General features: G+C 73.1%; 24 protein-coding genes. 16 read left to right on the top strand and 8 right to left on the bottom strand.

Going from position 1 to position 23342, the window contains the following annotated elements; translation table 11 throughout:
• The first annotated feature begins 29 nt into the window (after positions 1–29).
• From ACR9E3_RS20855 to ACR9E3_RS20845, 3 genes are all read left to right on the top strand, one after another.
• Positions 30–809, top strand: a complete 780-nt coding sequence (locus ACR9E3_RS20855) for an isoprenyl transferase (RefSeq protein ID WP_460382609.1) — start codon at positions 30–32, stop codon at positions 807–809.
• Positions 806–1216 carry a hypothetical protein gene (locus ACR9E3_RS20850; protein ID WP_460382446.1) on the top strand — a complete coding sequence of 137 codons (411 nt, stop codon included), beginning with the start codon at positions 806–808 and terminating at the stop codon, positions 1214–1216. The genes ACR9E3_RS20855 and ACR9E3_RS20850 overlap by 4 nt, the downstream gene beginning before the upstream one ends.
• Before the next feature lie 161 nt (positions 1217–1377).
• Positions 1378–3309, top strand: a complete 1932-nt coding sequence (locus ACR9E3_RS20845) for a BCCT family transporter (RefSeq protein WP_460382608.1) — start codon at positions 1378–1380, stop codon at positions 3307–3309.
• A gap of 346 nt (positions 3310–3655) precedes the next feature.
• On the opposite strand, the gene ACR9E3_RS20840 is transcribed toward ACR9E3_RS20845, so the two are convergent.
• The 3 genes from ACR9E3_RS20840 to ACR9E3_RS20830 are packed head-to-tail and all read right to left on the bottom strand — an operon-like array spanning position 3656 to position 4757.
• Complete coding sequence (locus tag ACR9E3_RS20840; RefSeq protein WP_460382445.1) at positions 3656–4084, bottom strand: Fur family transcriptional regulator; 429 nt, start codon at positions 4082–4084, stop codon at positions 3656–3658.
• Positions 4081–4455, bottom strand: a complete 375-nt coding sequence (locus tag ACR9E3_RS20835; protein WP_460382444.1) for an ArsR/SmtB family transcription factor — start codon at positions 4453–4455, stop codon at positions 4081–4083. The genes ACR9E3_RS20840 and ACR9E3_RS20835 overlap by 4 nt, the downstream gene beginning before the upstream one ends.
• The gene (locus ACR9E3_RS20830) at positions 4452–4757 is read right to left on the bottom strand and encodes a DUF6703 family protein (RefSeq protein WP_460382443.1); all 306 of its coding nucleotides are present in this window, start codon (positions 4755–4757) and stop codon (positions 4452–4454) included. Before ACR9E3_RS20830 ends, ACR9E3_RS20835 begins: the two co-directional genes overlap by 4 nt.
• 79 nt (positions 4758–4836) lie before the next feature.
• Between ACR9E3_RS20830 and ACR9E3_RS20825 the strand changes: the two genes are divergently transcribed.
• From ACR9E3_RS20825 to ACR9E3_RS20800, 6 genes are all read left to right on the top strand, one after another.
• Positions 4837–5169: an antibiotic biosynthesis monooxygenase gene (locus tag ACR9E3_RS20825; RefSeq protein ID WP_460382442.1), complete on the top strand. Its 333-nt coding sequence runs from the start codon at positions 4837–4839 to the stop codon at positions 5167–5169.
• 80 nt (positions 5170–5249) lie between these two features.
• Positions 5250–6677 (top strand): glycine--tRNA ligase, encoded by a 1428-nt coding sequence (locus ACR9E3_RS20820; RefSeq protein ID WP_460382441.1) that lies wholly within the window; start codon positions 5250–5252, stop codon positions 6675–6677.
• Positions 6678–6702: 25 nt separating this feature from the next.
• Entirely contained in the window at positions 6703–7701 is a 999-nt protein-coding gene (locus ACR9E3_RS20815) for an XdhC family protein (protein WP_460382440.1), read from the top strand.
• Positions 7698–8384, top strand: a complete 687-nt coding sequence (locus ACR9E3_RS20810; RefSeq protein WP_460382439.1) for a YdcF family protein — start codon at positions 7698–7700, stop codon at positions 8382–8384. The genes ACR9E3_RS20815 and ACR9E3_RS20810 overlap by 4 nt, the downstream gene beginning before the upstream one ends.
• Before the next feature lie 2 nt (positions 8385–8386).
• The gene (locus ACR9E3_RS20805; RefSeq protein ID WP_460382438.1) at positions 8387–9661 is read left to right on the top strand and encodes a deoxyguanosinetriphosphate triphosphohydrolase; all 1275 of its coding nucleotides are present in this window, start codon (positions 8387–8389) and stop codon (positions 9659–9661) included.
• 178 nt (positions 9662–9839) lie between these two features.
• Complete coding sequence (locus ACR9E3_RS20800) at positions 9840–10349, top strand: gamma carbonic anhydrase family protein (protein ID WP_460382607.1); 510 nt, start codon at positions 9840–9842, stop codon at positions 10347–10349.
• A 6-nt stretch (positions 10350–10355) separates the two neighbouring features.
• On the opposite strand, the gene ACR9E3_RS20795 is transcribed toward ACR9E3_RS20800, so the two are convergent.
• From ACR9E3_RS20795 to ACR9E3_RS20780, 4 genes are all read right to left on the bottom strand, one after another.
• Complete coding sequence (locus ACR9E3_RS20795) at positions 10356–11819, bottom strand: FAD-dependent monooxygenase (protein ID WP_460382437.1); 1464 nt, start codon at positions 11817–11819, stop codon at positions 10356–10358.
• 17 nt (positions 11820–11836) lie between these two features.
• The gene (locus ACR9E3_RS20790) at positions 11837–12307 is read right to left on the bottom strand and encodes a hypothetical protein (protein ID WP_460382435.1); all 471 of its coding nucleotides are present in this window, start codon (positions 12305–12307) and stop codon (positions 11837–11839) included.
• 1 nt (position 12308) lies between these two features.
• Positions 12309–13028 carry a lysostaphin resistance A-like protein gene (locus ACR9E3_RS20785; RefSeq protein ID WP_460382434.1) on the bottom strand — a complete coding sequence of 240 codons (720 nt, stop codon included), beginning with the start codon at positions 13026–13028 and terminating at the stop codon, positions 12309–12311.
• 125 nt (positions 13029–13153) lie between these two features.
• Positions 13154–14017, bottom strand: coding sequence for an alpha/beta hydrolase (locus ACR9E3_RS20780; protein ID WP_460382433.1), 864 nt, complete (start codon positions 14015–14017; stop codon positions 13154–13156).
• Between the two features lie 154 nt (positions 14018–14171).
• On the opposite strand from ACR9E3_RS20780, the gene ACR9E3_RS20775 reads away from it, so the two are divergent.
• On the top strand, positions 14172–14636 hold the full coding sequence (locus tag ACR9E3_RS20775) for an AraC-like ligand-binding domain-containing protein (protein WP_460382432.1): 465 nt from the start codon (positions 14172–14174) through the stop codon (positions 14634–14636).
• A complete protein-coding gene (locus ACR9E3_RS20770) occupies positions 14603–15130 on the top strand; it encodes a helix-turn-helix domain-containing protein (RefSeq protein ID WP_460382430.1) in 528 nt (175 codons plus the stop codon). The genes ACR9E3_RS20775 and ACR9E3_RS20770 overlap by 34 nt, the downstream gene beginning before the upstream one ends.
• Positions 15131–15136: 6 nt before the next feature.
• On the opposite strand, the gene ACR9E3_RS20765 is transcribed toward ACR9E3_RS20770, so the two are convergent.
• Positions 15137–15814, bottom strand: a complete 678-nt coding sequence (locus ACR9E3_RS20765; protein WP_460382429.1) for a GntR family transcriptional regulator — start codon at positions 15812–15814, stop codon at positions 15137–15139.
• Between the two features lie 274 nt (positions 15815–16088).
• On the opposite strand from ACR9E3_RS20765, the gene ACR9E3_RS20760 reads away from it, so the two are divergent.
• The 5 genes from ACR9E3_RS20760 (at position 16089) to ACR9E3_RS20740 (ending at position 23161) form a co-directional block, all read left to right on the top strand.
• On the top strand, positions 16089–17822 hold the full coding sequence (locus ACR9E3_RS20760; protein WP_460382427.1) for a thiamine pyrophosphate-binding protein: 1734 nt from the start codon (positions 16089–16091) through the stop codon (positions 17820–17822).
• Between the two features lies 1 nt (position 17823).
• Positions 17824–19224, top strand: coding sequence for a phenylacetate--CoA ligase family protein (locus ACR9E3_RS20755; protein ID WP_460382426.1), 1401 nt, complete (start codon positions 17824–17826; stop codon positions 19222–19224).
• 98 nt (positions 19225–19322) lie between these two features.
• Complete coding sequence (locus ACR9E3_RS20750; protein ID WP_460382425.1) at positions 19323–20822, top strand: aldehyde dehydrogenase family protein; 1500 nt, start codon at positions 19323–19325, stop codon at positions 20820–20822.
• Positions 20823–20856: 34 nt separating this feature from the next.
• Positions 20857–21498 carry a gluconate 2-dehydrogenase subunit 3 family protein gene (locus ACR9E3_RS20745; RefSeq protein WP_460382424.1) on the top strand — a complete coding sequence of 214 codons (642 nt, stop codon included), beginning with the start codon at positions 20857–20859 and terminating at the stop codon, positions 21496–21498.
• Between the two features lie 10 nt (positions 21499–21508).
• Positions 21509–23161, top strand: a complete 1653-nt coding sequence (locus tag ACR9E3_RS20740; RefSeq protein ID WP_460382423.1) for a GMC family oxidoreductase — start codon at positions 21509–21511, stop codon at positions 23159–23161.
• The last annotated feature ends 181 nt before the right edge of the window (positions 23162–23342 follow it).

Below are 23342 nucleotides of genomic sequence, written 5' to 3'. Positions count from 1 at the left end.
GGCTGCGCGGTCCCGGTGACCCGACGATCATGGCGCCGACCCCGCACCCGAGCGGCGCGACCCCGCCCCCGATCCCCGCGGAGCTGGTGCCGAACCACGTCGCGCTGGTGATGGACGGCAACGGGCGGTGGGCCAACCAGCGCGGGCTGCCCCGCATCGAGGGCCACCGGCACGGTGAGGCCCAGCTGCTCGACGTCGTGCGCGGCTGCATCGACATCGGCGTGAAGTGGATCAGCGCGTACGCGTTCTCCACGGAGAACTGGCGTCGCAGCCCCGACGAGGTGCGCTTCCTGCTCGGCTTCAACCGCGACGTGATCCGCCGGCGGCGCGACGAGATGCACGCGATGGGCGTCCGCGTGCGGTGGTCCGGGCAGCGGCCCCGGCTCTGGCGCAGCGTGATCAAGGAGCTGGAGATCGCCGAGGAGATGACGCGCGACAACGACGTCGTCACGCTGACCATGTGCGTCAACTACGGCGGGCGCGCGGAGATCGTCGGCGCCGCCCGTGAGCTCGCGCGCCGGGCCGCGCGCGGCGAGATCGACCCGGAGCGCATCGACGAGAAGGCCCTCGCCCGTCACCTCGACGAGCCCGACATGCCCGACGTCGACCTGTTCCTGCGCAGCTCGGGGGAGCAGCGGACGTCGAACTTCCTGCTCTGGCAGTCGGCGTACGCCGAGATGGTCTTCCTCGACACGCTCTTCCCCGACTTCGACCGCCGCCACCTCTGGGAGGCGTGCGAGATCTACGCCCGGCGCGACCGCCGCTACGGGGGCGCGATGGACAGCGCCGAAGGGACGGGCACCTCGTGAGCCGGGAGGCCGCCACCACCGCGAGCCTGCTCATCACCGCCCGGGAGGCGATGGAGCAGTTCGTGGACGTGCACGTCGACGACGACGGGGCGCTGTCGTTCCGCCACGGCGGCGTGCCCTGCGCGATCCAGGGGATCGAGCTCGTCGAGGGCCTCGCCGTGCTGAGCCTGACGTGCGTCGTCGCCTGGGATCTCGCCGACGCCGACGTGCCCCGGCAGGTCGCCGAACGCGCCGGTCAGGGCCTGTTCGGCACCCTCGGCGCCGTCGCCACCGACCGCGGGTGGGACGTGACCCTGCGCTACGCCTTCCCGGCCGAGGGCCTCTCCGTCGGTGCGCTCGGCACCCTGCTCATGCTCGTCGTGTCGACGGCCTCCCAGGTGCGGGCGGATCTCGTCGACGCCGACTGACGGCAGGCTCGGCGTCCGTTGTGCGCGACGCAACAGACGTCAGGAATCTGTCGAAAGCAGGACGAATCTGCCCATAAGACCCGTAGACTCCGCCGACCGCCGTCCATCCGGAGAGGAGGGGCGTCCCCGGTGGAGATCACGGCCGGGAGACGCGACGCGTGATGACACAGGATCTCTCGTCACCGCCGGGCCCGTCGGCGGCCGAGCCGGAGGAGCCCGCGACCACGGGGGCCGCCTCCGCAGCGGACAGGAGGCACGGCACCGACTGGGTCGTGTTCGGCGTGGGCGCGGCGCTCGCCGTGATCTTCGTCGTGTGGGGTGTGGTCGGCACCGAGAGCCTCAGCACGATCTCGGGCGCGATGCTCGAGGGGCTCATCCGCGGGGGTGGCTGGGGCTTCATCCTCGCCGCCACCGGCTTCGTGGTGTTCGCGCTCTGGTTGGCCTTCAGCCGCTTCGGCAAGATCAAGCTCGGTCGTGACGACGAGCAGCCCGAGTTCCGTACGGTCTCGTGGATCGCCATGATGTTCAGCGCCGGCATGGGCATCGGGCTGATGTTCTACGGCGTGGCCGAGCCGCTCTCGTTCTTCACCGAGCCGCCGCCCGGCTCGGCGCCGCCCGGCGACCAGGTCGAGGCCCTGCGCACGGCCATGGCGACCTCGCTGTTCCACTGGACGCTGCACCCGTGGGCGATCTACGCGGTGGTCGGCCTCGCGATCGCGTACTCGACGTTCCGCAAGGGGCGACGCCAGCTGATCAGCTCGGCGTTCATCCCGCTCATCGGCGAGAAGGCCGCCAACGGCACCGTCGGCCGGGTCATCGACATCATCGCGATCTTCGCGACGATCTTCGGCTCCGCCGCGTCGCTGGGTCTCGGCGCCCTGCAGATCGGCGGCGGGCTCGACGCCACGGGCTTCCTGCCCGGCGCGGGCAACGAGGTCCTCGTCCCGCTGATCGTGGTGCTCACCGCGGCGTTCGTGCTCTCGGCCGTCTCCGGCGTCGCCAAGGGCATCCAGTGGCTGTCGAACATCAACATGGTGCTGGCCGGCGTGCTGGCGCTGTTCGTGTTCGTCGTCGGCCCGACGGTGATCATCCTCGACCTGCTGCCGACCGCGGTCGGCGCGTACTTCGGCGACTTCGCCGAGATGGTCGGGCGCACCGAGGCCACCGGCGGCACCGCGATGCTCGACTGGCTCAGCAGCTGGACGGTCTTCTACTGGGCCTGGTGGATCTCCTGGACGCCCTTCGTCGGCATGTTCCTGGCGAAGATCAGCCGGGGCCGCACGATCCGCCAGTTCGTCGGCGGCGTGATCCTGGTGCCGAGCCTCGTGAGCCTCGTGTGGTTCGCGATCTTCGGCGGCACGGCGATCAGCCAGCAGCAGGCGGGCCTCGACCCGGCCGCCGCGGGCACCGAGCAGCAGCTCTTCGCCGTCCTGCAGGCCTACCCGTGGGCGACGTTCACCGGGCTGCTCGTGATGGTCCTGGTGGCGATCTTCTTCGTCTCCGGCGCCGACGCCGCGTCGATCGTCACCGGCACGCTCTCGCAGCGCGGCACCGACGAGCCCTCGCGCTGGGTGGTCATCTTCTGGGGTTCCACGATGGGCGCGGTCGCGATCATCATGCTGCTCGTCGGTGGCGAGGACGCGCTGTCGGGCCTGCAGAGCCTCACGATCCTCGTGGCGGCGCCCTTCGTCGTGATCATGGTGTTCCTCTGCATCGCGTTCATGCGCGACCTCAACCACGACCCGATCGTCCTGCGCGAGCGCAAGGGCCTCGAGGTCATGGAGCAGGCCATCGACCACGGCACCGACAAGCACGGCGAGGACTTCTACCTGCGCGTCCAGGCCTTCCCGGCCACGAGCGCCAGGCGCCAGGCCAACGGCGAGGCGACCGGGCCGACGTACGCCGAGGTCTACGGCGTGCAGGACCCGTTCTCGACGGGTGAGACCCCCGTCGTGCCGGCGGACCCGGAGGAGGCGCGGGCCCAGGCCCGTGCGGTGCCCAAGGACGACGACCCGGGTGGCACCGAGGTCGTCGACACGGGCCCGGGCGCCCAGGCCGAACCGGCGGGTCGTCCGAGCGCCGACCGGGAGTAGACACGCACGATCCAGGGAGCCGGGTCCCCGCGGGGGCCCGGCTCCCGGCGTGTGGGGTCGACGCCGCTGGCTCGGGCGTGGGTGGGGGAGCGAGGGACGCCCTCACTGCGTCGGACGCAGCGAGGGAGGCCTTCGCTCCGGAGCGGGTTCCCCGAGGCGTGCCGAGAGGCACGCTGTGCATGATCATCGGGGTCGCGCGGCTGCCGAACGTGCCCCTCGACGACGGTCGGCGTCGACGTCGCCGCCCCGGGCGCACCTCCCGGCGTGTCACGTCAGCGAGCCTGTGGCGATCCTGGCGTCACACGCCAGGAAAGCCGCATTGCTCGCACACCCCGTGTGCGTGCGCTCAGCGGGGCGCAGCGGCGCGGCAGTCGGCGCAGATGCCGAGGATCTCCACGGTGTGCGAGATCTCGGCGAACCCGTGCTGGGTGGCGACGCGGTCGGCCCAGTGCTCGACGGCCGGGCCCTCGACCTCGATGGTCTTGCCGCACGCGCGGCAGACGAGGTGATGGTGGTGGTGCTCGGAGCAGCGGCGGTAGGACGCCTCGCCGGTGCCCGTGCGCAGGACGTCGACCTCGTCGGCGTCGGCGAGGGCCTGCAGGGTGCGGTACACCGTGGTCAGGCCGATGCCCTCGCCGCGGCGCCGGAGCTCCTCGTGGATCTCCTGGGCCGAGCGGAAGTCGTCGAGCTCGTCGAGCAGCCCGGCGATCGCGGCCCGCTGGCGCGTCGCGCGCAGCCCGGGCACCGACGGGGCGCGCGAGCCGGAGGCCGTCACGACTCCTCCTCCACGTGGGCGACGGCGTCGACGACGATGTGCGCGAGGTGGTCGTCGACGAGGCGGTAGACGACCTCGCGCCCGCGCCGGTCGCCGCGCACCACGCCGGCGGCCTTGAGGACGCGCAGGTGCTGGCTGATCAGCGGCTGGGTCACGGCGAGCGCGTCGACCAGCTCGTGGACGCAGCGCGGCGAGGCGCGCAGCTGCAGCACGATCGCGATGCGCACCGGGGCGGCGAGGGCCCGCAGCAGGTCGCCCGCGGCGGCGAGCGCGACGGACGCGGGGATCTCCGGCGCGGGGACGTCGTGGGTGTCGTCGTCGTGGACGACCGGGAGGTCGGGAACCGCGGTCCGGCCGGGCGGCGCGCTCATCGCACGACCAGCCCGACGGTGATCGCCACGAGGATCGCGAGGACGAGCACGCGCACCGCCCGCTCGGCGGGGGTCAGCCGCGGCCACGTGGTGGCGAGCAGGACGGCCACGGCGATCGCGAGGGCGCCGAGGAGCACCGCGCCGGTGAACCCGCCGATGATCACCCCGGCCGCGAAGACGACCGCCACGACCGCGAACACCGCGACCGGGGGCACGCGCGCGAGCGGGCCGTCGCCGGGCACCATGCGTCCGCGGCGACGCGCGAAGGGGGAGCGCGCCCGTCCCGGTCCGCGACCGCTCACGGATACCTCCCGCTGCTCGTCGAGTGCTCCCTTCCGATAATGGCATCCGTTGTCGATCGACGGGGGACAGGAGGGCCCGATGCTGCTGGTCTGTCGCTTCGCGCCGGGGGAGGGGAGCGCGGAGCCGTTCCTCGAGCGCGCGCGCCGGGCGGTCGCGCTGCTGGCCGCCCAGCCGGGCTGCGAGAGCGTGGACCTCGGCCGCGCGATCGAGGAACCGGGGCGCTGGGTGCTCGTCGCCCGGTTCACCACGGTCACCTCCTACCGGCGCGCGCTGCAGCCCTTCGACGTCCGCGAGCACGTCGTCCCGCTGCTCTCCGAGGCGCTGACCGACGAGCCCGCCGCCCACGAGCGCGCCCTCGTCGCCGGTCCCGACGGCGTCACCGAGCACCCGAGCCTGCTCTCCGATCGCTGACCCGCCGCTCGCTACGCTGGGTGTACCCGCCAGCCAGGCGAGGCCAGCGTGATCCACCTGCGATTCCCCGGAGTTCCACCGTGCCCACCCCCACCGGCAGCGCCCGCATCGAGACCGTGGTCAACCTCTGCAAGCGCCGCGGTTTCGTGTTCCCGTCCGGGGAGATCTACGGCGGCACCCGGTCGGCGTGGGACTACGGCCCGCTCGGCGTCGAGGTCAAGGAGAACCTCAAGCGCCAGTGGTGGAAGGCCGTCGTCAACGGCCGCGACGACGTCGTCGGGCTCGACTCCAGCGTCATCCTCCCGCGCCAGGTCTGGGTCGCCTCGGGCCACGTGGACGTGTTCACCGACCCGCTGGTCGAGTGCACCAACTGCCACCGCCGCTTCCGCGCCGACCAGCTCGCCGAGGACTTCGCCGAGCGCACCGGCGGCCCGTCGCTGGAGTCGACCGACGCCGACGGGAACACGCTCTACGACCTCTCGGGCGTCCCGTGCCCGAACTGCGGCGTGCGCGGCGAGTACACCCCGCCGCGCGAGTTCAACATGATGCTCAAGACCTACCTCGGCCCGGTGGAGTCCGAGGAGGGGCTGCACTACCTGCGCCCCGAGACCGCGCAGGGCATCTTCGTCAACTTCGCCAACGTGATGTCGACGTCGCGCAAGAAGCCGCCGTTCGGCATCGGCCAGGTCGGCAAGAGCTTCCGCAACGAGATCACGCCCGGCAACTTCATCTTCCGCACGCGCGAGTTCGAGCAGATGGAGATGGAGTTCTTCGTCGAGCCCGGCTCCGACGAGCAGTGGCACCAGTACTGGATCGACGAGCGCACGCGCTGGTACACCGACCTGGGGATCTCCGCGGACAACCTGCGGCACTACGAGCACCCCAAGGAGAAGCTCTCCCACTACTCGAAGCGCACCGTCGACATCGAGTACCGCTTCGGCTTCAACGCCGGGCAGGAGTGGGGCGAGCTCGAGGGCATCGCCAACCGCACCGACTTCGACCTGACGACGCACTCCAACCACTCGGGCGTCGACCTGTCCTACTACGACCAGGCCACCGACTCGCGCTACCGCCCGTACGTCATCGAGCCCGCCGCCGGTGTGGGGCGCTCGCTGATGACGTTCCTGCTCGAGGCCTACACCGAGGACGAGGCCCCGAACGCCAAGGGCGGCGTCGACAAGCGCACCGTGCTGCGCCTCGACCCCCGGCTGGCACCGGTCAAGGCCGCGGTGCTGCCGCTGTCGCGCAACGCCGACCTCTCGCCGGTGGCCCGCGACGTCGCCGCCCGGCTGCGTCGCCACTGGAACGTCGAGTTCGACGACGCCGGCGCGATCGGGCGCCGCTACCGCCGTCAGGACGAGATCGGCACACCGTTCTGCGTCACCGTCGACTTCGACTCGCTGAACGACCAGGCGGCCACCGTCCGCCACCGCGACGAGATGACGCAGGAGCGCGTGGCACTCGACCAGCTCGAGTCCTACCTGGGCGCCCGCCTCATCGGTTGCTGAGCCGCGCTCGCCTACCCTGGACGGCGTGAGCGACCGCAGCGAGGTGGCCGGGGTGCTGGCGCGGGGCGACGAGGCCCGGGCGGTGGTGCGCGTGCTCGACCGGCACGGGTTCGGCACCGTCGAGCCCGGTCAGTTGCTGGTCGCCGGCGCCGACGGCTCGCTCGGCGGGGGGCTGCTGCGCGGCGCGCTCGACGCGCGCGCCGAGGCCCTGGCGCGGGACGCGCGGTCGGGTCCGGCGACGATCGAGGCGCACGTCGCCGAGGACGACGCCGTCGCCGCCGGGTTGGCCTGCGCCGGCGGGGCGACGCTGCTGGGGCACCCGCTCGACGCCGCCCCGGCGCGGGCGCTGGCGGCGGCCTTCGCCGACGGCGTGCCGGCCGCGCTCGTGTCGCGGGCGGACGGCTCCGCGTCGATGGCCCTGACCGGCGGCGAGCTCGACGCGGTCGAGGGCTCGCTGGGCTTCGCCGCGGTCGACGCCGCCGCCGCTTCCCACGCCCGGACGCTGCTGCGGCGCGGGGCCACGGTCACCGAGCGTGCGACGCTCGAGGCGGGCGCCGACGTGCTCGTCGACGTCTGGGTGCCCGTGCCGACCGTGGTGATCGTCGGCCCGGGGGCGATCGCCGACGCGCTCGCCGCGCAGGCCGGGCTGCTCGGGTGGGCGGCGGGGCGCGCGGACACCGTCGAGGAGGCCGACGCCGCCGTCGCCGCCTTCACCGACGCCGACGTGCTCGTCCTGCTCGACCACGACCCCGCCTTCGACGCGGTCCTGCGCACGGGGCTGAAGGGCCGGGGCTTCCTCGGCGCGCTCGGGTCGCGGCGCACCCAGGCGGCGCGGCGCGAGCGCCTGCTCGGCGCCGGTGTCACCGAGGCCGAGCTGGAGCGCATCCACGGCCCGGTCGGGCTCGACCTGGGCGCCCGGACGCCCGCGGAGACCGCCGTCTCGATCGTCGCCGAGGTCCTCGCTGCCCGCAGCGGACGCGACCCGTCGGTGCTGGGCCGCTCGGCGGGACCCATCGGCGCATGAGCCGTCCCACCTCCCCCGCCGGCCCCCGCCCCGCCCCCGACCCGCCGAGCACCACCCGCGCCGCGCTGCGCTGGGCGCCACGGGTGGTCGTCGGCGCGCTCGTCGTCGCGGTGCTGCTGGTCGGCGGCACGGCGGTCCGGGTCTGGCAACTCGGCCGGGTCGACGAGCGCCAGCCCGTGGACATGATCGTCGTCCTCGGGGCCGCGCAGTACGACGGCCGCCCGTCCCCGGTGTTCCGGGCGCGCCTGCAGCACGCCCTCGAGCTGTACGAGCAGGGTGTCGCGCCCCGGATCGTCACGGTCGGCGGCGCCGCGCCCGGCGACGCGTTCACCGAGGCCCAGGCCGGCGAGCAGTGGCTCGTCGAGAACGGCGTCCCGGGGCAGGCGCTGCTGCCGGTCGACGACGGCCGCGACACCTACGAGAGCTTCGAGGCCGTCGCGAACGTCGCGGAGCAGCGCGGGTGGTCCTCGGCGGTGCTGGTCAGCGATCCGTGGCACTCGCTGCGGTCGCGGACGATGGCGGACGACGTCGGCCTCGACGCCACGACGTCGCCGACCAAGCGCGGGCCGGTGGTCCAGACCCGCGAGACCCAGTTCCGCTACATCGTGCGCGAGACCGGCGCGTTGATCTACTACCACCTCACCCACGGGTCCACCGACTTCTCCGACACCGGCGTGGGCTAGCCGTGACGACGCCGGGCACCCCGGGGCACCGCGGCGCGCGGTTGTTCGACGAGGCCCCCAAGCCCGGCCGCGACCGGCGCTCGCCGTTCGCCCGGGACCGCGGGCGCGTCCTGCACTCCGCGGCCCTGCGCCGCCTCGCGGGCAAGACCCAGGTCGTCGGCCCCGACGAGGACGCGGCGGTGACCGGCGTCCCGCGCACCCGCCTGACGCACTCGCTGGAGGTCGCCCAGATCGGGCGCGGGATGGCCGAGGACCTGGGCGCCGACCCGGACGTCGTCGACACCGCGGGCCTGGCCCACGACATCGGCCACCCCCCGTTCGGGCACAACGGCGAGCGGGCGTTGCACGAGCTGGCCGCCGACGCCGGGGGGTTCGAGGGCAATGCGCAGACGCTGCGGATCCTCACGCGGCTCGAGCCCAAGGTGCTCGACGACGACCGGTGCCGCGGGCTCAACCTGACCCGCGCGGTCCTCGACGCGTGCCTCAAGTACCCGTGGAGGCGACGAGGAGGACAGCGCAAGTTCGGTGTCTACGCCGACGACCTGCCGGTGTTCACCTGGGTGCGCGAGGGCGCGCCCGCCGACCGTCGCTGCGTCGAGGCGCAGATCATGGACTGGGCCGACGACGTCGCCTACTCCGTGCACGACCTCGAGGACGGCATCCTCGCCGGGCGCATCGTGCTGGGCTGGCTCGCGAGCCCCGTCGAGCGCGCCGAGCTCGCGGCGCTGGCCGCCGAGGCGTTCTCCGCCGCACCGCGGTCCGACCTCGAGCACGCCGCCGGGGTGCTGGCCGAGCTGCCCGCCGTCCGGGCGGCCGCGGCCCACGGCGCCCACGACGGCTCCCTGGCGGCGACGGCGGCGCTCAAGCGGTTGACCAGCGAGCTCGTCGGCCGCTTCGTCGCCGGCACCGTCGACGCCACCCGCGACGCGCTCGGCGACGAGCTCGTCCCCGCCGGTCACGGGGCGGACCTGGTGATCCCCGCGCCCATCGGTGCCGAGGTCGCCGTGCTCAAGGCCGCCGCGCTGCGCTGGGTGATGCGCGACCCCGCCCGCCTCGCCGTGCAGCAGCGCCAGCGGGCCCTCGTCACCGAGCTGGTCGAGCGCCTCGTCGCCGGCGCCCCGCACGCCCTCGACCCGGCCTTCGTCCCCGCGTGGGAGGCCGCCGCCGACGACGCCGGGCGGCTGCGCGTGGTGGTCGACCAGGTCGCGGTGCTCACCGATGCCGGCGCCGGGCGCTGGTGCGAGCGTCTGCGCGCGAGCCGCCCCGCCGCCGGCTGACGAACTCCGGACCGCCCGCCCGCGTGACGGCACCTGGTCGCAGCGTGTGCCCGCCGGCTGACGGTCCCCGGAACGCAGCGAACGCCCCGTTCGCTGCTTCTATGCGCACGAGATACCCGTTCGCTGCGACACCCGCGCGAGGCTCGGCCGCACGGCTGGGAGGATGCGCGCCGTGCAGCTGATCACCGTCGACGGCCACACCCCGGCGATCGCCGAGGGAGCGTGGGTCGCGCCCGGCGCGGTCGTCGCGGGCCGCGTCACGATCGGGACCGAGACCGGTGTCTGGTACACGGCCGTGGTGCGCGCCGACACCGCCGAGGTGACGGTGGGGGAGGGCACGAGCATCCAGGACGGCACCGTCGTCCACGCCGACCCCGGCTTCCCCGCCGCGATCGGCAGCAACGTCACCGTCGGGCACCGCGCCGTCGTCCACGGCTGCACCGTCGAGGACGACTGCCTCGTCGGGATGGGCGCGGTGATCATGAACGGCGCCGTGGTGGGCCGGGGATCCGTCGTCGCCGCGGGCGCGGTGATCTCGCAGGGCGTGGTCGTGCCGCCGAACTCGCTGGTCGCGGGCGTCCCCGGCAAGGTGCGTCGGGAGACCACCGACGACGAGCGGAACATGATCGGTCTGAGTGCCGCGACCTACCGCCACCTGCTCGGCGTGCACCGCGACGCCACGGCCTGACCCGACTCAGGAGACGTGCTCGGGCGCCGACCCGCACCACGTCCGGACGGCGTCGCGTGCGCGCGCGACGAGCTCGGGGCCGTCGTCGCCGGCCCACGCGACGTACCCGTCGGGCCGCACGAGCAGGACGTCGGGTTGCCCCGTCGCCGTCGTGCCCCGGACCGCGCGGACGGTGGGCCCGTCGCCGATCGCCTCGGCGGTGGCCCCGGACACGGTCGCGTCGACGAGCACGAAGCGGCCCTCGCGGAGCAGGACGTAGAGGCGGTCCGGCGCGCAGGCGAGGTCGGGCGCGCGCCGGGCCGCCCAGGGGTGCGCGTGCCGGTCGCGCGGGTAGGAGATCCCGATCCCGCTGAGCCGGCCCACGAGCGTCCGCCGGGCCGGGCCGACCCGCACGATCGTGCGGATGGCCGCGGTCTGGAGGACCTTGCGGACGCGGGAGTAGCCCAGCACGAGGTTGTTGAACGCGTCGGTGAGCGCGAGGACCTGGGCACCGACGCGCTGGCGTTCGGTCTGGTAGCTGTCGACGAGCCGGCGCGGCGCCCGGCCGTGGAACTCCGCGGCGAGCTTCCACCCGAGGTTCACCGCGTCGCCGAGGCCGGTGTTCATGCCCTGACCGCCCAGCGGCGAGTGCACGTGGGCGGCGTCGCCGGCGAGCAGCACCCGGCCGACCCGGTAACGCGCGGCCTGACGACGCTCGGAGAGGAACCGGGTGCTCCAGCGCTGCTCGAGCATCCCGAAGTCCGTGCCGGCGATGCGGCGGAACGCGGCGCGCATCTCGTCCATCGGCAGCGGCACGTCGAGCGGGACCTGCTCGCGCTCGCGGTCCCACGCGATCGCGCGGAACCAGCCGTCGCCGAACGGGACCACGATCACCGCGCCCGCGGCGCCGGTCTCGGCGAACATCGCCTCCTCGGGCGGCGCGGCCAGGCGGACGTCGGCGAGCAGGATGTGCGTCTCGTACTCGGCACCCGTGAACGGGACGCCGACGAGGTCGCGGACCGCGCTGTGCGCGCCGTCGCAGCCGACGACCCAGCGCGCCGCGGCGTGGTCGCCGTCGGCGAGGTCGAGGACCACGCGCTCGTCGGTCTGGCGCAGCCCGGTCACCTCGACGCCGCGGACGATCTCGACGCCGAGCTCGGCACAGCGTCGCTCCAGGACCCGCTCGGTGGCGCTCTGCGGGGCGATGAGGATCATCGGGTAGCGGGAGTCGAGCTCGCGGAGGTCGACGGTCGCGCCCGGGGCGGGGGCGATCTCCCGGACCGGGATGCCGCGCGGCAGGAGCTCGTCGGCGAGCCCACGGGCGTCGAGCAGCTCGAGGGTGCGGGCGTGGACGGCGAAGGCGCGGGTGAGGTTCGACGTCTCCGCGCGGCGTTCCAGCACCCGGCAGCGCACCCCGCCGAGGGCCAGCTCGGCGGCGAGCATGAGACCGGTCGGCCCGGCCCCGACGACGATCGCGTCGGTGGTGTGCATGGGGTCTCCCGTGCAGATCAGGTGAGGTGCAGCCAGGCGGCGACGAGGAACAGCGCGAGGGCGGCCCAGGTCGCCGCGGCACGGATCCAGTTGAGGCGCCGCCAGCGGGCGCGGGCGTCGCGCCAGTCCGGCGGCGGAGCGGCGGGATCCCAGGCAAGGATCACCTCGTAGGTCGGTTCGGCACCGAACCGGGAGGTCAGCAGAGGCTCGGCGACGATCAGCACGAGGCCGAGGGCGGTGAGCACGAACAGCGTCCCGACCGGCAGCGCCACCAGCGCCACGACCGGGGCGAGCACCATCGCCGCGACGAGCACGTAGTTCGTGGGCGAGCGGCGCGCGACCGGCAGGAACCGGCCCATCCCGTCGGCGAAACCCGGCCCGTCCATCCCGGAGTACACCGGGTGCAGCACCGTGGTGAGCATCAGCAGGAGCCCCGACCACAGCGCGGTGGCGACGACGGCGGCCAGCAGGCCGAGGGCGGCGAGCACGTCAGCCGACCAGCACGCGACGGGGCACGGCGAGCGCCAGCAGCGGCACCACGAGCGAGACCCCGACGAGCAGCAGCGAGAAGGTCGTCACCGCGGCGGGCGGGATCAGCACGAGCTTGAAGGAGTCGATCGCCGTGTGGACCAGCGCCGGCGCCCACACCGTGCCGCGGCCCGTCTCGAAGAGGTACGCGAACGGCACCGTGGTCGTCGCGGCGACGGCCATCGCGCCCAGGCCCACGGCCGGGCCCGAGGTGACCAGGATCGGGACATGGGTGGCGGCGAGCAGCGGCATCGTCCACGCCACCGCCGCGGGGAACGACCGTCCGACGCGCAGCCGCCGGAACGCGTAGCCCCGCCAGACGACCTCCTCGGCGACGCCGTGCAGTGCGAACAGCCCGACGAGCACCCACACCCAGTCGGCGCGCAGCGCGACCGGCGTCCCCGTGACGACGCCGGTCAGCGGATAGACGAGCAGGACGAGTCCGGCGACGACCGCGGCGACGACCAGCGCCCGTGCCCCGGGGCGTCCGAGCCCCAGCCGGCGCAGCGCGCCCCCGGGACCGTGCTGCACCCGCTCGACGACCACCGCGGCGATGAGGACGACCGCCAGGACGAGCAGCCCGCCGCGGGCCGACGGGTCCAGCGACGCCGCGGCCTGGAGCACCGCCCAGAGCACGGCGAACCCGACGAGGAAGCGGACCCATCCGCCCGGTCCGCGCACCGGCGCATCGGCATCCGGTGGCGCGCCCGCGACGACCATCGGTCCCCCCGGAGTCGGACGAACGGGACGCCGCGACCCTTCCGTCCGGTGCGGCCGCCCGCATCACCCGAGCCGGATGACCCGCGTCAGACGCTCACGGGCTCGGCGGGCGCGGGCGCGGGTGCGGACGCGACGGGGACGGGCGGCGTGGTCGCGTGGCGGACGGCCCAGGCGAGGACGTGGTCGGCGATCTCCTCCCAGCCGGGGGCCGCAGGGAGCAGGTGGGGCTTGCTCCCGAACTCGACGACCTCGGTGACGGTGCTCTGCGCCCGATAGTGCGCGGCGTTCGACCACTGGACCTTCGGCGGCATGATGTGGTCCCGGCTGCCGGCGACGAACAGCAGGGGCGCCCGGTCCTCGTTGCTGTAGTCCACCCAGGTGCCCTGGTGGCCCGGGGTGAGGTTCGCGAGCGCACTCTCGAACAGGATGCGCCCGGAGACCGGCACGGCGTAGCGCTCGTAGAGGGCGCGGGCCTCGGCCTCGGGGAAGGTGTTGGTGAACGCGTAGTTCCAGTGCTCGAAGTCGTAGCGCACGGCGCGGTGCCGGTTCGCGGGGTTCTTGAGCACCGGGAACGTCGCCTTCACCTGCGAGAGCGGCACGACCGGCACGCCCTCGGTCGGCGCCGAGTTGAGCGCCACGCCCGCGGCGCCGAACCCGTGGTCGAGCAGGATCTGGGTGAACGCCCCGCCGGCGGAGTGCCCGATGATGATCGGCGGGGAGGAGAGCCCCCGGAGGACCTCCTCGAGGTGCTCGACGATGGCCGGGATCGTGACGGCCTCGACGGGCGCGGGATCGGCGTTGAGCGACTCGACCTCGGCCTCGAATCCGGGGTAGGCCGGGGCGAGCACCCGGTAGCCCTTCGCCTCGTAGTGCGCGATCCACTGCTCCCACGAGCGCGGCGTCACCCAGAAGCCGTGGACGAGGACGATCGTGTCGGGGGTGGTGCTCATGGGCGGCCCTTCGTCGTCGGTGGCCCGATCGGCGGAGCGTGATGGGTCGTTCGTGACGATAGGTAGAGGATCAGCGCCGGAGTTGTCCCAGCGTGCGCGACTGTTGTCCTTCCGTGCCGTTCACGGCGGGACCTGTCGTCTACTCTGAGTGGCCATGCTCGTGCTCGACTCCCGGGACGCCCCCGCGGCCGAGCGCGCCGAGCTGGTCGCGACACTCATGGCCGAGTCCAGCGCCGCGACGGTGACCCTCGCCCCGCACGACGAGCTCCACGCGCGCATGGAGCTCTGGCAGCTCGGTAGGCTGCACCTCTTCCGCAGCGCCTCGTCCGGGATGGCGATGTCGAGGGACGCCCGGCGGGCGCGGCGGGACGAGGCGCCGATCGTCGCGCTCGCGGTCCAGGAGCAGAGCACGGCTCGTCACGAGCAGTTCGGGGGTCGGCGCTCCGTGCCGCCCGGCGGGCTGATGATGGTCGACCTCACGGCCCCGTTCGCGTTCTCCTGGGCGACCACGGTGCGTCACGGGCCCTCCAGGTGCCCCTCGACGCGCTCGGGCTGCCCGTCGACACCGTTCGTGCCGCGTCGGCCGTGCTCGACACGAGTCCGCTCGCCACCCTCGTGAGCCGGCACGTCGTGGACCTGTTCGGTGAGGCGGATCGGTTGGCCGCCGGCGACCAGGCGGCCGCGATCGGCGCCGCGAGCATCGACCTCGTCCGGGCCCTGCTCGCGACGACGGCGGCGGGTGAGCGCTCGGCGTCGTCGGCCCGTTCGGTCCACGACGAGACCCTCCTCGTGCGCATCCACGAGTTCGTGCGCCAGCGCCTCCGCGACGCGGACCTCGGGCCGGACGAGATCGCCGCGGTGCACAACATCTCGCGCCGCCGGCTGTTCGGTCTCTTCGCGGGCGCGGGGACCAGCCTCGAGCAGACGATCATCACGCGGCGTCTCGACGCCGCCCACGACGAGCTCGGCCGCCCGGGGTCCGCCCACAAGTCGGTCGCCACGATCGCCCACGAGTGGGGCTTCCGCGACGCCGGGCACTTCTCCCGGCGGTTCCGGCGGGCCTTCGGGGTGACGCCACGCGAACGCCGCGCCGCGGCGCTCGAGGGCGGCTAACGCCCGTCAGGCGTCGGCGGCGTCGTCGCCCGCGTGCCCCATCGCGTCGAGGATCAGCTGCTCGCCGTGGGCGGCGTGGCGGCGGGCCAGCTCCTCGGCGTGCGCCGCGTCGCCGCGGGTGATCGCGTCGAGGATCGCCGCGTGGTCCTCCCACACCCACGCCGGCGAGCCGCCCTGGAGCAGGACCTCGCCCATGACGCGCTGGACGTTGCGCCACATCACCGCGGTGCTCTCGGTGAGCAGCGGGTTGCCGGCGGCCTCCACGACGGCGCGGTGGAACTCGACGTCGGCGGAGATCATCCGCGCGAAGGCCCGGTCGGCGAAGGCCCGCTCGCCCAGGTCGACGATCCCGGCGGCGTCGGCCAGCCACGACTCGGAGCGCCGTTCCGCGGCGAGGCGTGCCGCGTAGCCGTCGAGCAGCTCGCGCAGGTCGTAGAGGTGGCTGACGAACTCGCGGTCCAGAGGGGCGACCTCGAGCCCTCGCCGGCCGAACTCGCGGACCAGGCCCTGGTTGCGCAGCAGGAGGAGCGCCTGCTGGATGGGCTGGCGCGAGACGTTGAAGCGGCCCGCCAGCTGCTCCTGGCGCAGGGGGGTCCCCGGCGTCAGCTTGCCGGTGCAGATGTCGTCGACGATGGCGTCGAACACCTGCTCGGTGCGGGACGGGGGAGTCGGGAGCGCCGTCATGGGCATCGTCCCCGGACGCTGCCCCGGCTCGGCTCCGCGAGCGGCACGGATCCTCCTCGGAGGTCCTTCTCGGTCGGTGTTCCGACTGCCCAGCGTAGCGCCTGGCCGGATCGCGGATCTGCCCCTCGCGCTTGACTTCTGAATTCAGAATGCGGCACGGTACGTGTGGGAGCGGTCACGTGGCGCCGATCACGGGAAGCGGAGACGGAATGCCCCCGGTCACACGGGCCAACCGGCCGCTCCGCGCCCGGACTGTCTCGAGAAGGAGGAGCGGATGGCGGAGAACGGCCCCGTCGTCGTTGCGGACCTGGTCGCGCGGTTCTTCCGCGACCACGGCGTCGATCGAGTCTTCGGGCTGCAGGGCGGCCACATCCAGCCGGTCTGGGACCAGCTCGCGCGGCTCGGCGTGCGCATCGTCGACGTGCGCGACGAGGGCTCGGCCGTGCACATGGCGCACGCCCACTCCGAGCTCACCGGCGAGACCGCCGTCGCGCTCGTGACCGCCGGGCCGGGCGTGACCAACACCGTCACCGCCGTCGCGAACGCGTCGATCAGCCGCATCCCACTGCTCGTCTTCGGCGGCTGCCCGCCCCGCCCGCAGGCCAACATGGGGCCGCTGCAGGACATCCCGCACACCGAGATCCTCGCCCCCGTCACCCGGCTGTCGCGCACGCTGCGCCAGCACGACCAGGTCCTGCGCGAGCTCGACGAGGCCTGGGCCCGCGCGTCCGGCGACCGCGGCGAGCCCGGCCCGGTCTACGTCGAGATCCCTACCGACGTGCTGCGCCAGGAGGTCGCGCCCGCGCTCGTCACCGACGAGCACCTGCGGGCCAAGCCCCGCCGGCGCCCGCAACCGCACCCCGACGACGTCGCGGCGGTGGCCGACCTCGTCCGGAGCGCGAGGAAGCCCGCGGTCATCAGCGGTCGGGGCGCCCGCGTCACCGACGGGCGCGAGCTGGTCCGCTTCCTCGACGCCAGCGGTGCCGCGTACCTCGACACCCAGGAGTCCCGCGGCCTCGTCCCCGCGGACCACCCCGCGGGCGTCGGATCGGCCCGCTCGGCGGTGATGCGCGACTGCGACCTGCTCATCACGGTGGGCCGCCAGCTCGACTACCAGCTGGGCTTCGGCTCGCCGGCGGTCTTCCGGAACGCCACGGTCGTACGGATCGCCGACACCGCCAGCGAGCTCATCGACAACCGCCGCGGCGAGGTCGAGATCCTGGCCGACCCGGCCGCCGCGATGACCGCGCTGACCGCCGCCCTCGAGGGCCACACGCCCGACACGAGCTGGCGCGACGAGCTGCGCGCCAAGCACGAGAAGCGCTCGGCGGAGTACAAGGCGACCCTGGCCGAGACGCCGGCCGGCTCCGACGGGCGCATGCACCCCAACCGCATCTTCGCCGCGCTCGACGCCCTCGACGGGACCCCGAGCCTCGACCTCGGCGAGACGATCATGGTCGCGGACGGCGGCGACCTGCTGTCGTTCGCACGCCTCGGGATCACCCGCTGCGCGCGCTACCTCGACCCCGGTGCCTTCGGCTGCCTGGGCGTCGGCACGCCGTTCGCGATCGCCGCCGCGCTGGCCCACCCCGAGCGCCCCGTCGTCACCGTCACCGGCGACGGCGCCTTCGGCATCACGGCCACCGACATCGACACCGCGGTCCGGCACGGCGCGAAGATCGTCGTGATCGTCTCCAACAACGCCGCGTGGAACATCGAGCGCTACGACCAGCAGGAGAACTACGGGCTGGTGGTCGGCACCGAGCTCGACTTCTCCGACTACGCGGCGCTGGGCCGCAGCCTCGGCGCGCACGGCGAGCGCGTCACCGACCCCGCGGAGCTCCCGGACGCCCTCCGGCGTGCGCTCGAGAACGCACCGGCCGTCGTCGACGTCGTGACCAGCCGCGACGCGCCGTCCCCCGACGCCGACAAGGGCCTGGGATTCGTGCCCGACTACCAGGCCCTCACGCCCTGGAACGACGCCGAGATCGAGCGGAGGAAGGTCTGAGATGAGCGCGCAGATGGAGGAGTGGCACTTCCCGGCGGGCTACGACCAGGACTACCTGCCCGACCCGTCGTCGCCCTACTGGTTCCCGCACCGCGAGACGATGGACCCCGAGGAGCGCAACGCCGCGATCCTCCCGCGGCTGCGCGAGGTCATGGAGTACGCGTACTCGACCTCGTCGTTCTACAAGAACAAGTGGGACGCGGTGGACTGCAAGCCCGCCGACATCACGTCGTGGGAGGCCTTCGAGCAGGTCCCCGTCGTCACCAAGGCCGAGATGCGCGAGGCGCAGGCCGAGCACCCGCCCTTCGGCGACTACCTGTGCATCGAGCCCACCGACGTGCACCACATCCACGGCACGTCGGGCACCACCGGCCAGCCCACCGCCTTCGGCATCGGCCGCCGCGACTGGGAGGTCATCGCCGACAATCACGCCCGCATCCTGTGGGGGATGGGCGTGCGCCCCGGTGACACCGTGTTCGTCGCCGCCCTGTTCAGCCTCTACCTCGGCTCGTGGGGCGCGATGGCGGGCGCGGAGCGGCTGCGCTGCCGGGTGCTCCCGTTCGGGGCCGGCGCGCAGGGCATGACCTCCCGCGCGGTGAACTGGCTGGCCCGGCTCAAGCCGACCGCGTTCTACGCGACGCCGTCGTACGCCCTGCGCCTGGCCGAGGTCGCCGAGCAGGAGAAGATCGACCCGCGCGAGTTCGGTCTGAAGGTCATGTTCTTCTCCGGGGAGCCCGGGGCGTCGGTGCCGACCGTGCGCAAGGCCATCGAGGACGCGTTCGGCGCGACGGTGATCGACTGCGGGACGATGGCCGAGATGACGCCGTTCATGTCGGCGTCGGCCACGGCGGAGACGCCGGACGGCATGCTGCTCTGGCAGGACATCGTCTGGCACGAGGTCTGCGACCCCGACTCGTTCCGCACCGTGCCGTTCGGCTCCGAGGGCACGCCGGTCTACACGCACCTCGAGCGCACGTCGCAGCCGATGATCCGGCTCGCGTCGAACGACCTCACGCGCTGGGTGCTGGAGGACAACCCCTGCGGGCGCACCTACCCGAAGCTGCCCGACGGGGTCTACGGCCGGATCGACGACATGATCCACATCCGCGGCGAGAACGTGTACCCCACCGAGGTCGACAACTACCTGCGCGGCGTCGACGGGTACGGCGGCGAGCACCAGATCATCGTGCGCCGCACCGGCGTCATGGACGAGATGATCGTCCGCGCCGAGACGACCCATCCCGAGGGCCGGCGCGAGGAGTTCGAGAAGAGCACCGGCTCCGGCCTGCAGTCGTTCCTCGGCGTCCGCGTGACCTTCGAGTCGGTCGACGCCAACACCCTCGAACGCGCCGAGCACAAGTCCCGCCGCGTCGTCGACGAGCGCGAGCACACGAAGCGCTGACCCCTGTGTGAGCAGTGGGCGCCCTGATAGAGGCGCCAACTGCTCACATCACCCACCCGGACCCACTCAGCACAGCCCACAGCGAGGTGGCCCACTCCATGTCCCTGACGCTCGACACGACCGCACGCACGGCCCAGCACGCGCAGATGTTCATCGGCGGCGACTGGGTGTCGGCGTCGTCGACGTTCCCCACCGTCGACCCGAACACCGGCGCGGCGATCGGGGAGGTCCCGCGCGGTGACTCCGCCGACGTCGACCGCGCCGTGGCGGCCGCGAAGGCCGCCGCTGTCGACTGGCAGTTCACCGATGCCCTCGGCCGCGCCGCACTGTTGCGCGCGCTCGCCGAGAAGGTCACCGAGAACGCCGAGGAGCTCGCGCGCCTCGAGGCGCTCGACTCCGGCCACTACCTCGCCAAGGCGCAGGAACTGGTCGGCGCCATCCCGATCTGGCTCGACTACTTCGCGAGCATCGCGGACAAGGTGGGCGGGCGCACCATCGAGGTGCCGGGCAACAAGCTCTCGTTCACGCTGCTCGAGCCGCTCGGCGTGACGGCCCACATCGTGCCGTGGAACTACCCGCTGCTGATCCTGGTGCGCTCGTGCGCGCCGGCGCTCGCGCTGGGCAACACCTGCGTGGTCAAGCCGGCCGAGGACACGTCGCTCTCGGCGCTGAAGTTCGCCGAGCTGGTCTCCGAGGCGGGCTTCCCCGACGGCGTGTTCAACGTCGTCACGGGCTACGGCGGCGAGGCCGGTGCCGCGCTCGCCGCGCACCCCGACGTCGCGGGCATCACCTTCACCGGCTCCACCGAGACCGGCAAGCAGATCTCCAAGCTCGCCGCCGACCACATCGCCCAGGTCAATCTCGAGCTCGGCGGGAAGTCGCCGACGGTGGTCTTCGCCGATGCCGACCTCGACGAGGCCGTCGAGGTCGCCGTGCAGGGCTTCTGCTCGCACACCGGGCAGGTCTGCGTCGCCGGGACCCGGCTGTTCGTGCACGCCGACGTCGAGCAGGAGTTCCTGGCCAAGCTCACCGCACGGCTCGACCAGACCCAGGTCGGCGACGGGTTCGCCGACGGGACGCAGATGGGCCCACTGGTCTCGAAGAAGCAGTACGACCGCGTCACCGAGTACATCGAGATCGGCAAGTCGGAAGGCACGCTCTTCTACGGCGGCGGTCGTCCGGCCGGCACCGACGACAACGGCTACTTCGTCGAGCCGACCGTCTTCACGGGGGTCCCGAGCTCCGCGCGGATCGCGAAGGAGGAGATCTTCGGACCGGTCGCCTCGGTGTTCACCTTCACCACCGAGGACGAGCTCGTCGAGGCCGTGAACGACTCGATCTACGGCCTGTTCGCGGTGCTGCTCGGCAAGGACATCACCGCGCTGCTCTCCACCGCCCGCCGGCTGCAGGTCGGCGGCGTGATGATCAACGACTGGTTCGGCGAGCTGCCGATGACCCCGCACGGCGGTCACAAGCAGAGCGGGAACGGCCGCGACGAGGGCCTGGAGGCCGTCCACGGCTACACGCAGGTCAAGCACGTCACCGTCAACCTCGACCCGCTGCGTGCGGCGACCGACTGGGCCGGCGCGCCGCTGTAGAGGCGCGAGACCTTCCACCAGAGAGGAGATCCTCGTGAACGACGCACTGGGAGAGAAGCCGGCACCGTTCGGCGCTCCGGAGACCACGGCCACGCCGGGGGAGGCGGGCGGCTACTTCGAGACCGGCCGGCCTCGGCTCGGCGGGCTGCAGAACCCGGTCCGGTTCACCGACCTGCAGGCGGCGGTGATCGACGCGGCCGCGGACACGATCATCCCGCCGCACCCGGACTGGCCGACCGCGAGCGAGCTCGACCTCGTGACGTTCGTCGGTCGCTATGTCACGCCGAGCGGCTACCAGAACAAGCACTTCCCGTTCGCCAACCAGGACGACTTCGCGGCCGGTCTCGACCGGCTCGGCCAGGCGTTCGTCGACGGGTCCGTCGCCGACCGCACGGCCGCGATCGCGGCGCTGGAGAAGGCCGAGGACCCGCTGTTCGAGCAGCTGCGGGCGCTCGTCTACTACGGCTACTACTCACGGCCGGTCGTCACGCAGGCGATCAACCGCAACCTCCCGGCCGGCCGCGACTACCACGGTCCGCCGCTGCCCTACGGCTACCTGCAGACCACGGAGCCCTGGGACGAGGAGCTGCTGACGCAGGCGCAGGAGAACGGCTCCTACCTCGAGACCGAGGACGTCGTCCGCGTCGACCTGTCCCAGCTGTCCTGGACGAAGTGAGGAGCGCACCATGGCGACGTACGAGGAGACCGACGTCCTGATCATCGGGGCGGGCCCCGGCGGGGCGGGCAACGCGCTCAAGCTGGCCAAGGCCGGCCTCAAGGTGGTCTGCCTGGAGCAGGGCCCGTGGGTCAAGCCGACCGACCACCCGCACTACCACGACGAGTGGGAGCTCGAGAAGCAGCGCGGGTGGGCCTACGACCCCAACGTGCGCCAGCTGCCGGAGGACTATCCGGTCACCGGCACCACCACGCCGTACATGATGAACAACGTCGGTGGGTCGACGGTGCACTACGCAGGCCACTGGCCGCGCTACAAGCCCGTCGACTTCCGCAAGGGCACCGAGCACGGCCTCGAGGGCACGATCGACTGGCCGATCTCCTACGAGGACCTCGCCCCGTTCTACGACGAGAACGACGAGATCTACGGGATCTCCGGGCGCATCGGTGACCCGTCGTACCCGGACCGCAAGCAGGCCGTCCGCGACCCGGAGGTGCTGCCCGGCAAGCTGGGCCTGAAGTACGCCAAGGCGTCGCGGGACCTGGGCTGGCACTGGTGGCCCTCGGACAATGCGGTCATCACCGTCCCGCGGGAGAACCGCGAGGCCGACCAGGCGATGGGCAACGAGCTCTCGGGCAGCCCGACGGGCTCGCTGTCGACCCCGGCGAATGCGCACTGGCCCTACGCGATCCGCTACGGCGCGGACCTGCGCACGATGGCGCGGGTCGAGACGATCAACGCCGAGAACGGCCGCGCGACCGGCGCCACCTACATCGACCGCAACACCGGCGAGCGCCACGAGGTCCGCGCCAAGATCGTGATCCTCGCCGCCAACGGCATCGGCTCGCCACGCCTGCTGCTGCAGAGTGCGCAGAAGGACTTCCCGAACGGGCTGGCGAACTCGAACGGGATCGTCGGGAAGTACCTCATGCACCACGTGTTCGCGTTCTGCGACTCGTGGTTCGACGAGCCCGTCGAGGGATTCAAGGGCTCGTTCGGCGCGCCCCTGTACTCGCACGAGTTCTACCACACCGACATGAGCCGGGGATTCGTCAACGGCTTCGGCATGCAGGTGGCGCGCAGTTTCGGCCCGGCCTACGCCGCGATGGGCACGCACACCGGCTTCACCGCGCCGTGGGGCGAGAAGCACCGTGAGTTCTTCGACGGCCACTTCGCCAACCACCTCATGGTGTTCATGTTCGGCGAGGACCTGCCGGTGGAGTCGAACGCGGTCACGCTCGACCCGGAGGTCAAGGACTCGTCGGGCCTGCCGGCCGCGCACGTGAACTACGAGCTGCACCCGAACGACATCGCGCTCGCGAAGTACGGCATCGACAAGATCTTCGAGGCCACCCGCGCGGTCGGGGCGACCGAGACGAACGACACCGGCGTGCTCTACCCGCCGCCGGCCTGGCACCTCATGGGCACCTGTCGGATGGGCAACACCCCCGACGACTCGGTGCTCAACAAGTGGTGCCAGACCTGGGACCTGCCCAACCTGTTCGTCGTCGACGGCAGCACGCTCACGACCGGCGGCGCGGTGAACCCGACGTCCACGATCGGTGCGCTCGCCTGCCGCAGCGCGGAGTACATCACGCGCAACTTCCACGACATCACGTCGCAGAAGACGACGCCGAGCAACGCCGACGCACCCACCATGTGACCTCCGGTCATGTGAGCAGTTGGGGGCGCCCCAACCCGCCCCCCCGCGCCAAAAACCCGGGGGCCCCCCGGGCCACCCCCCCCCCCCCCCCCCCCCCCCCCCCCGCCGGGGGGGGCCCGGGGCCCCGCCCCCCCGCCGCCGCGCCCGCGGGGGGCGCGCCCACGACCCGGGGAGTGCCTCG

This window comes from Actinomycetospora sp. C-140 (assembly GCF_054796175.1).
This window is presented reverse-complemented; position numbering and strand designations above follow the sequence as displayed.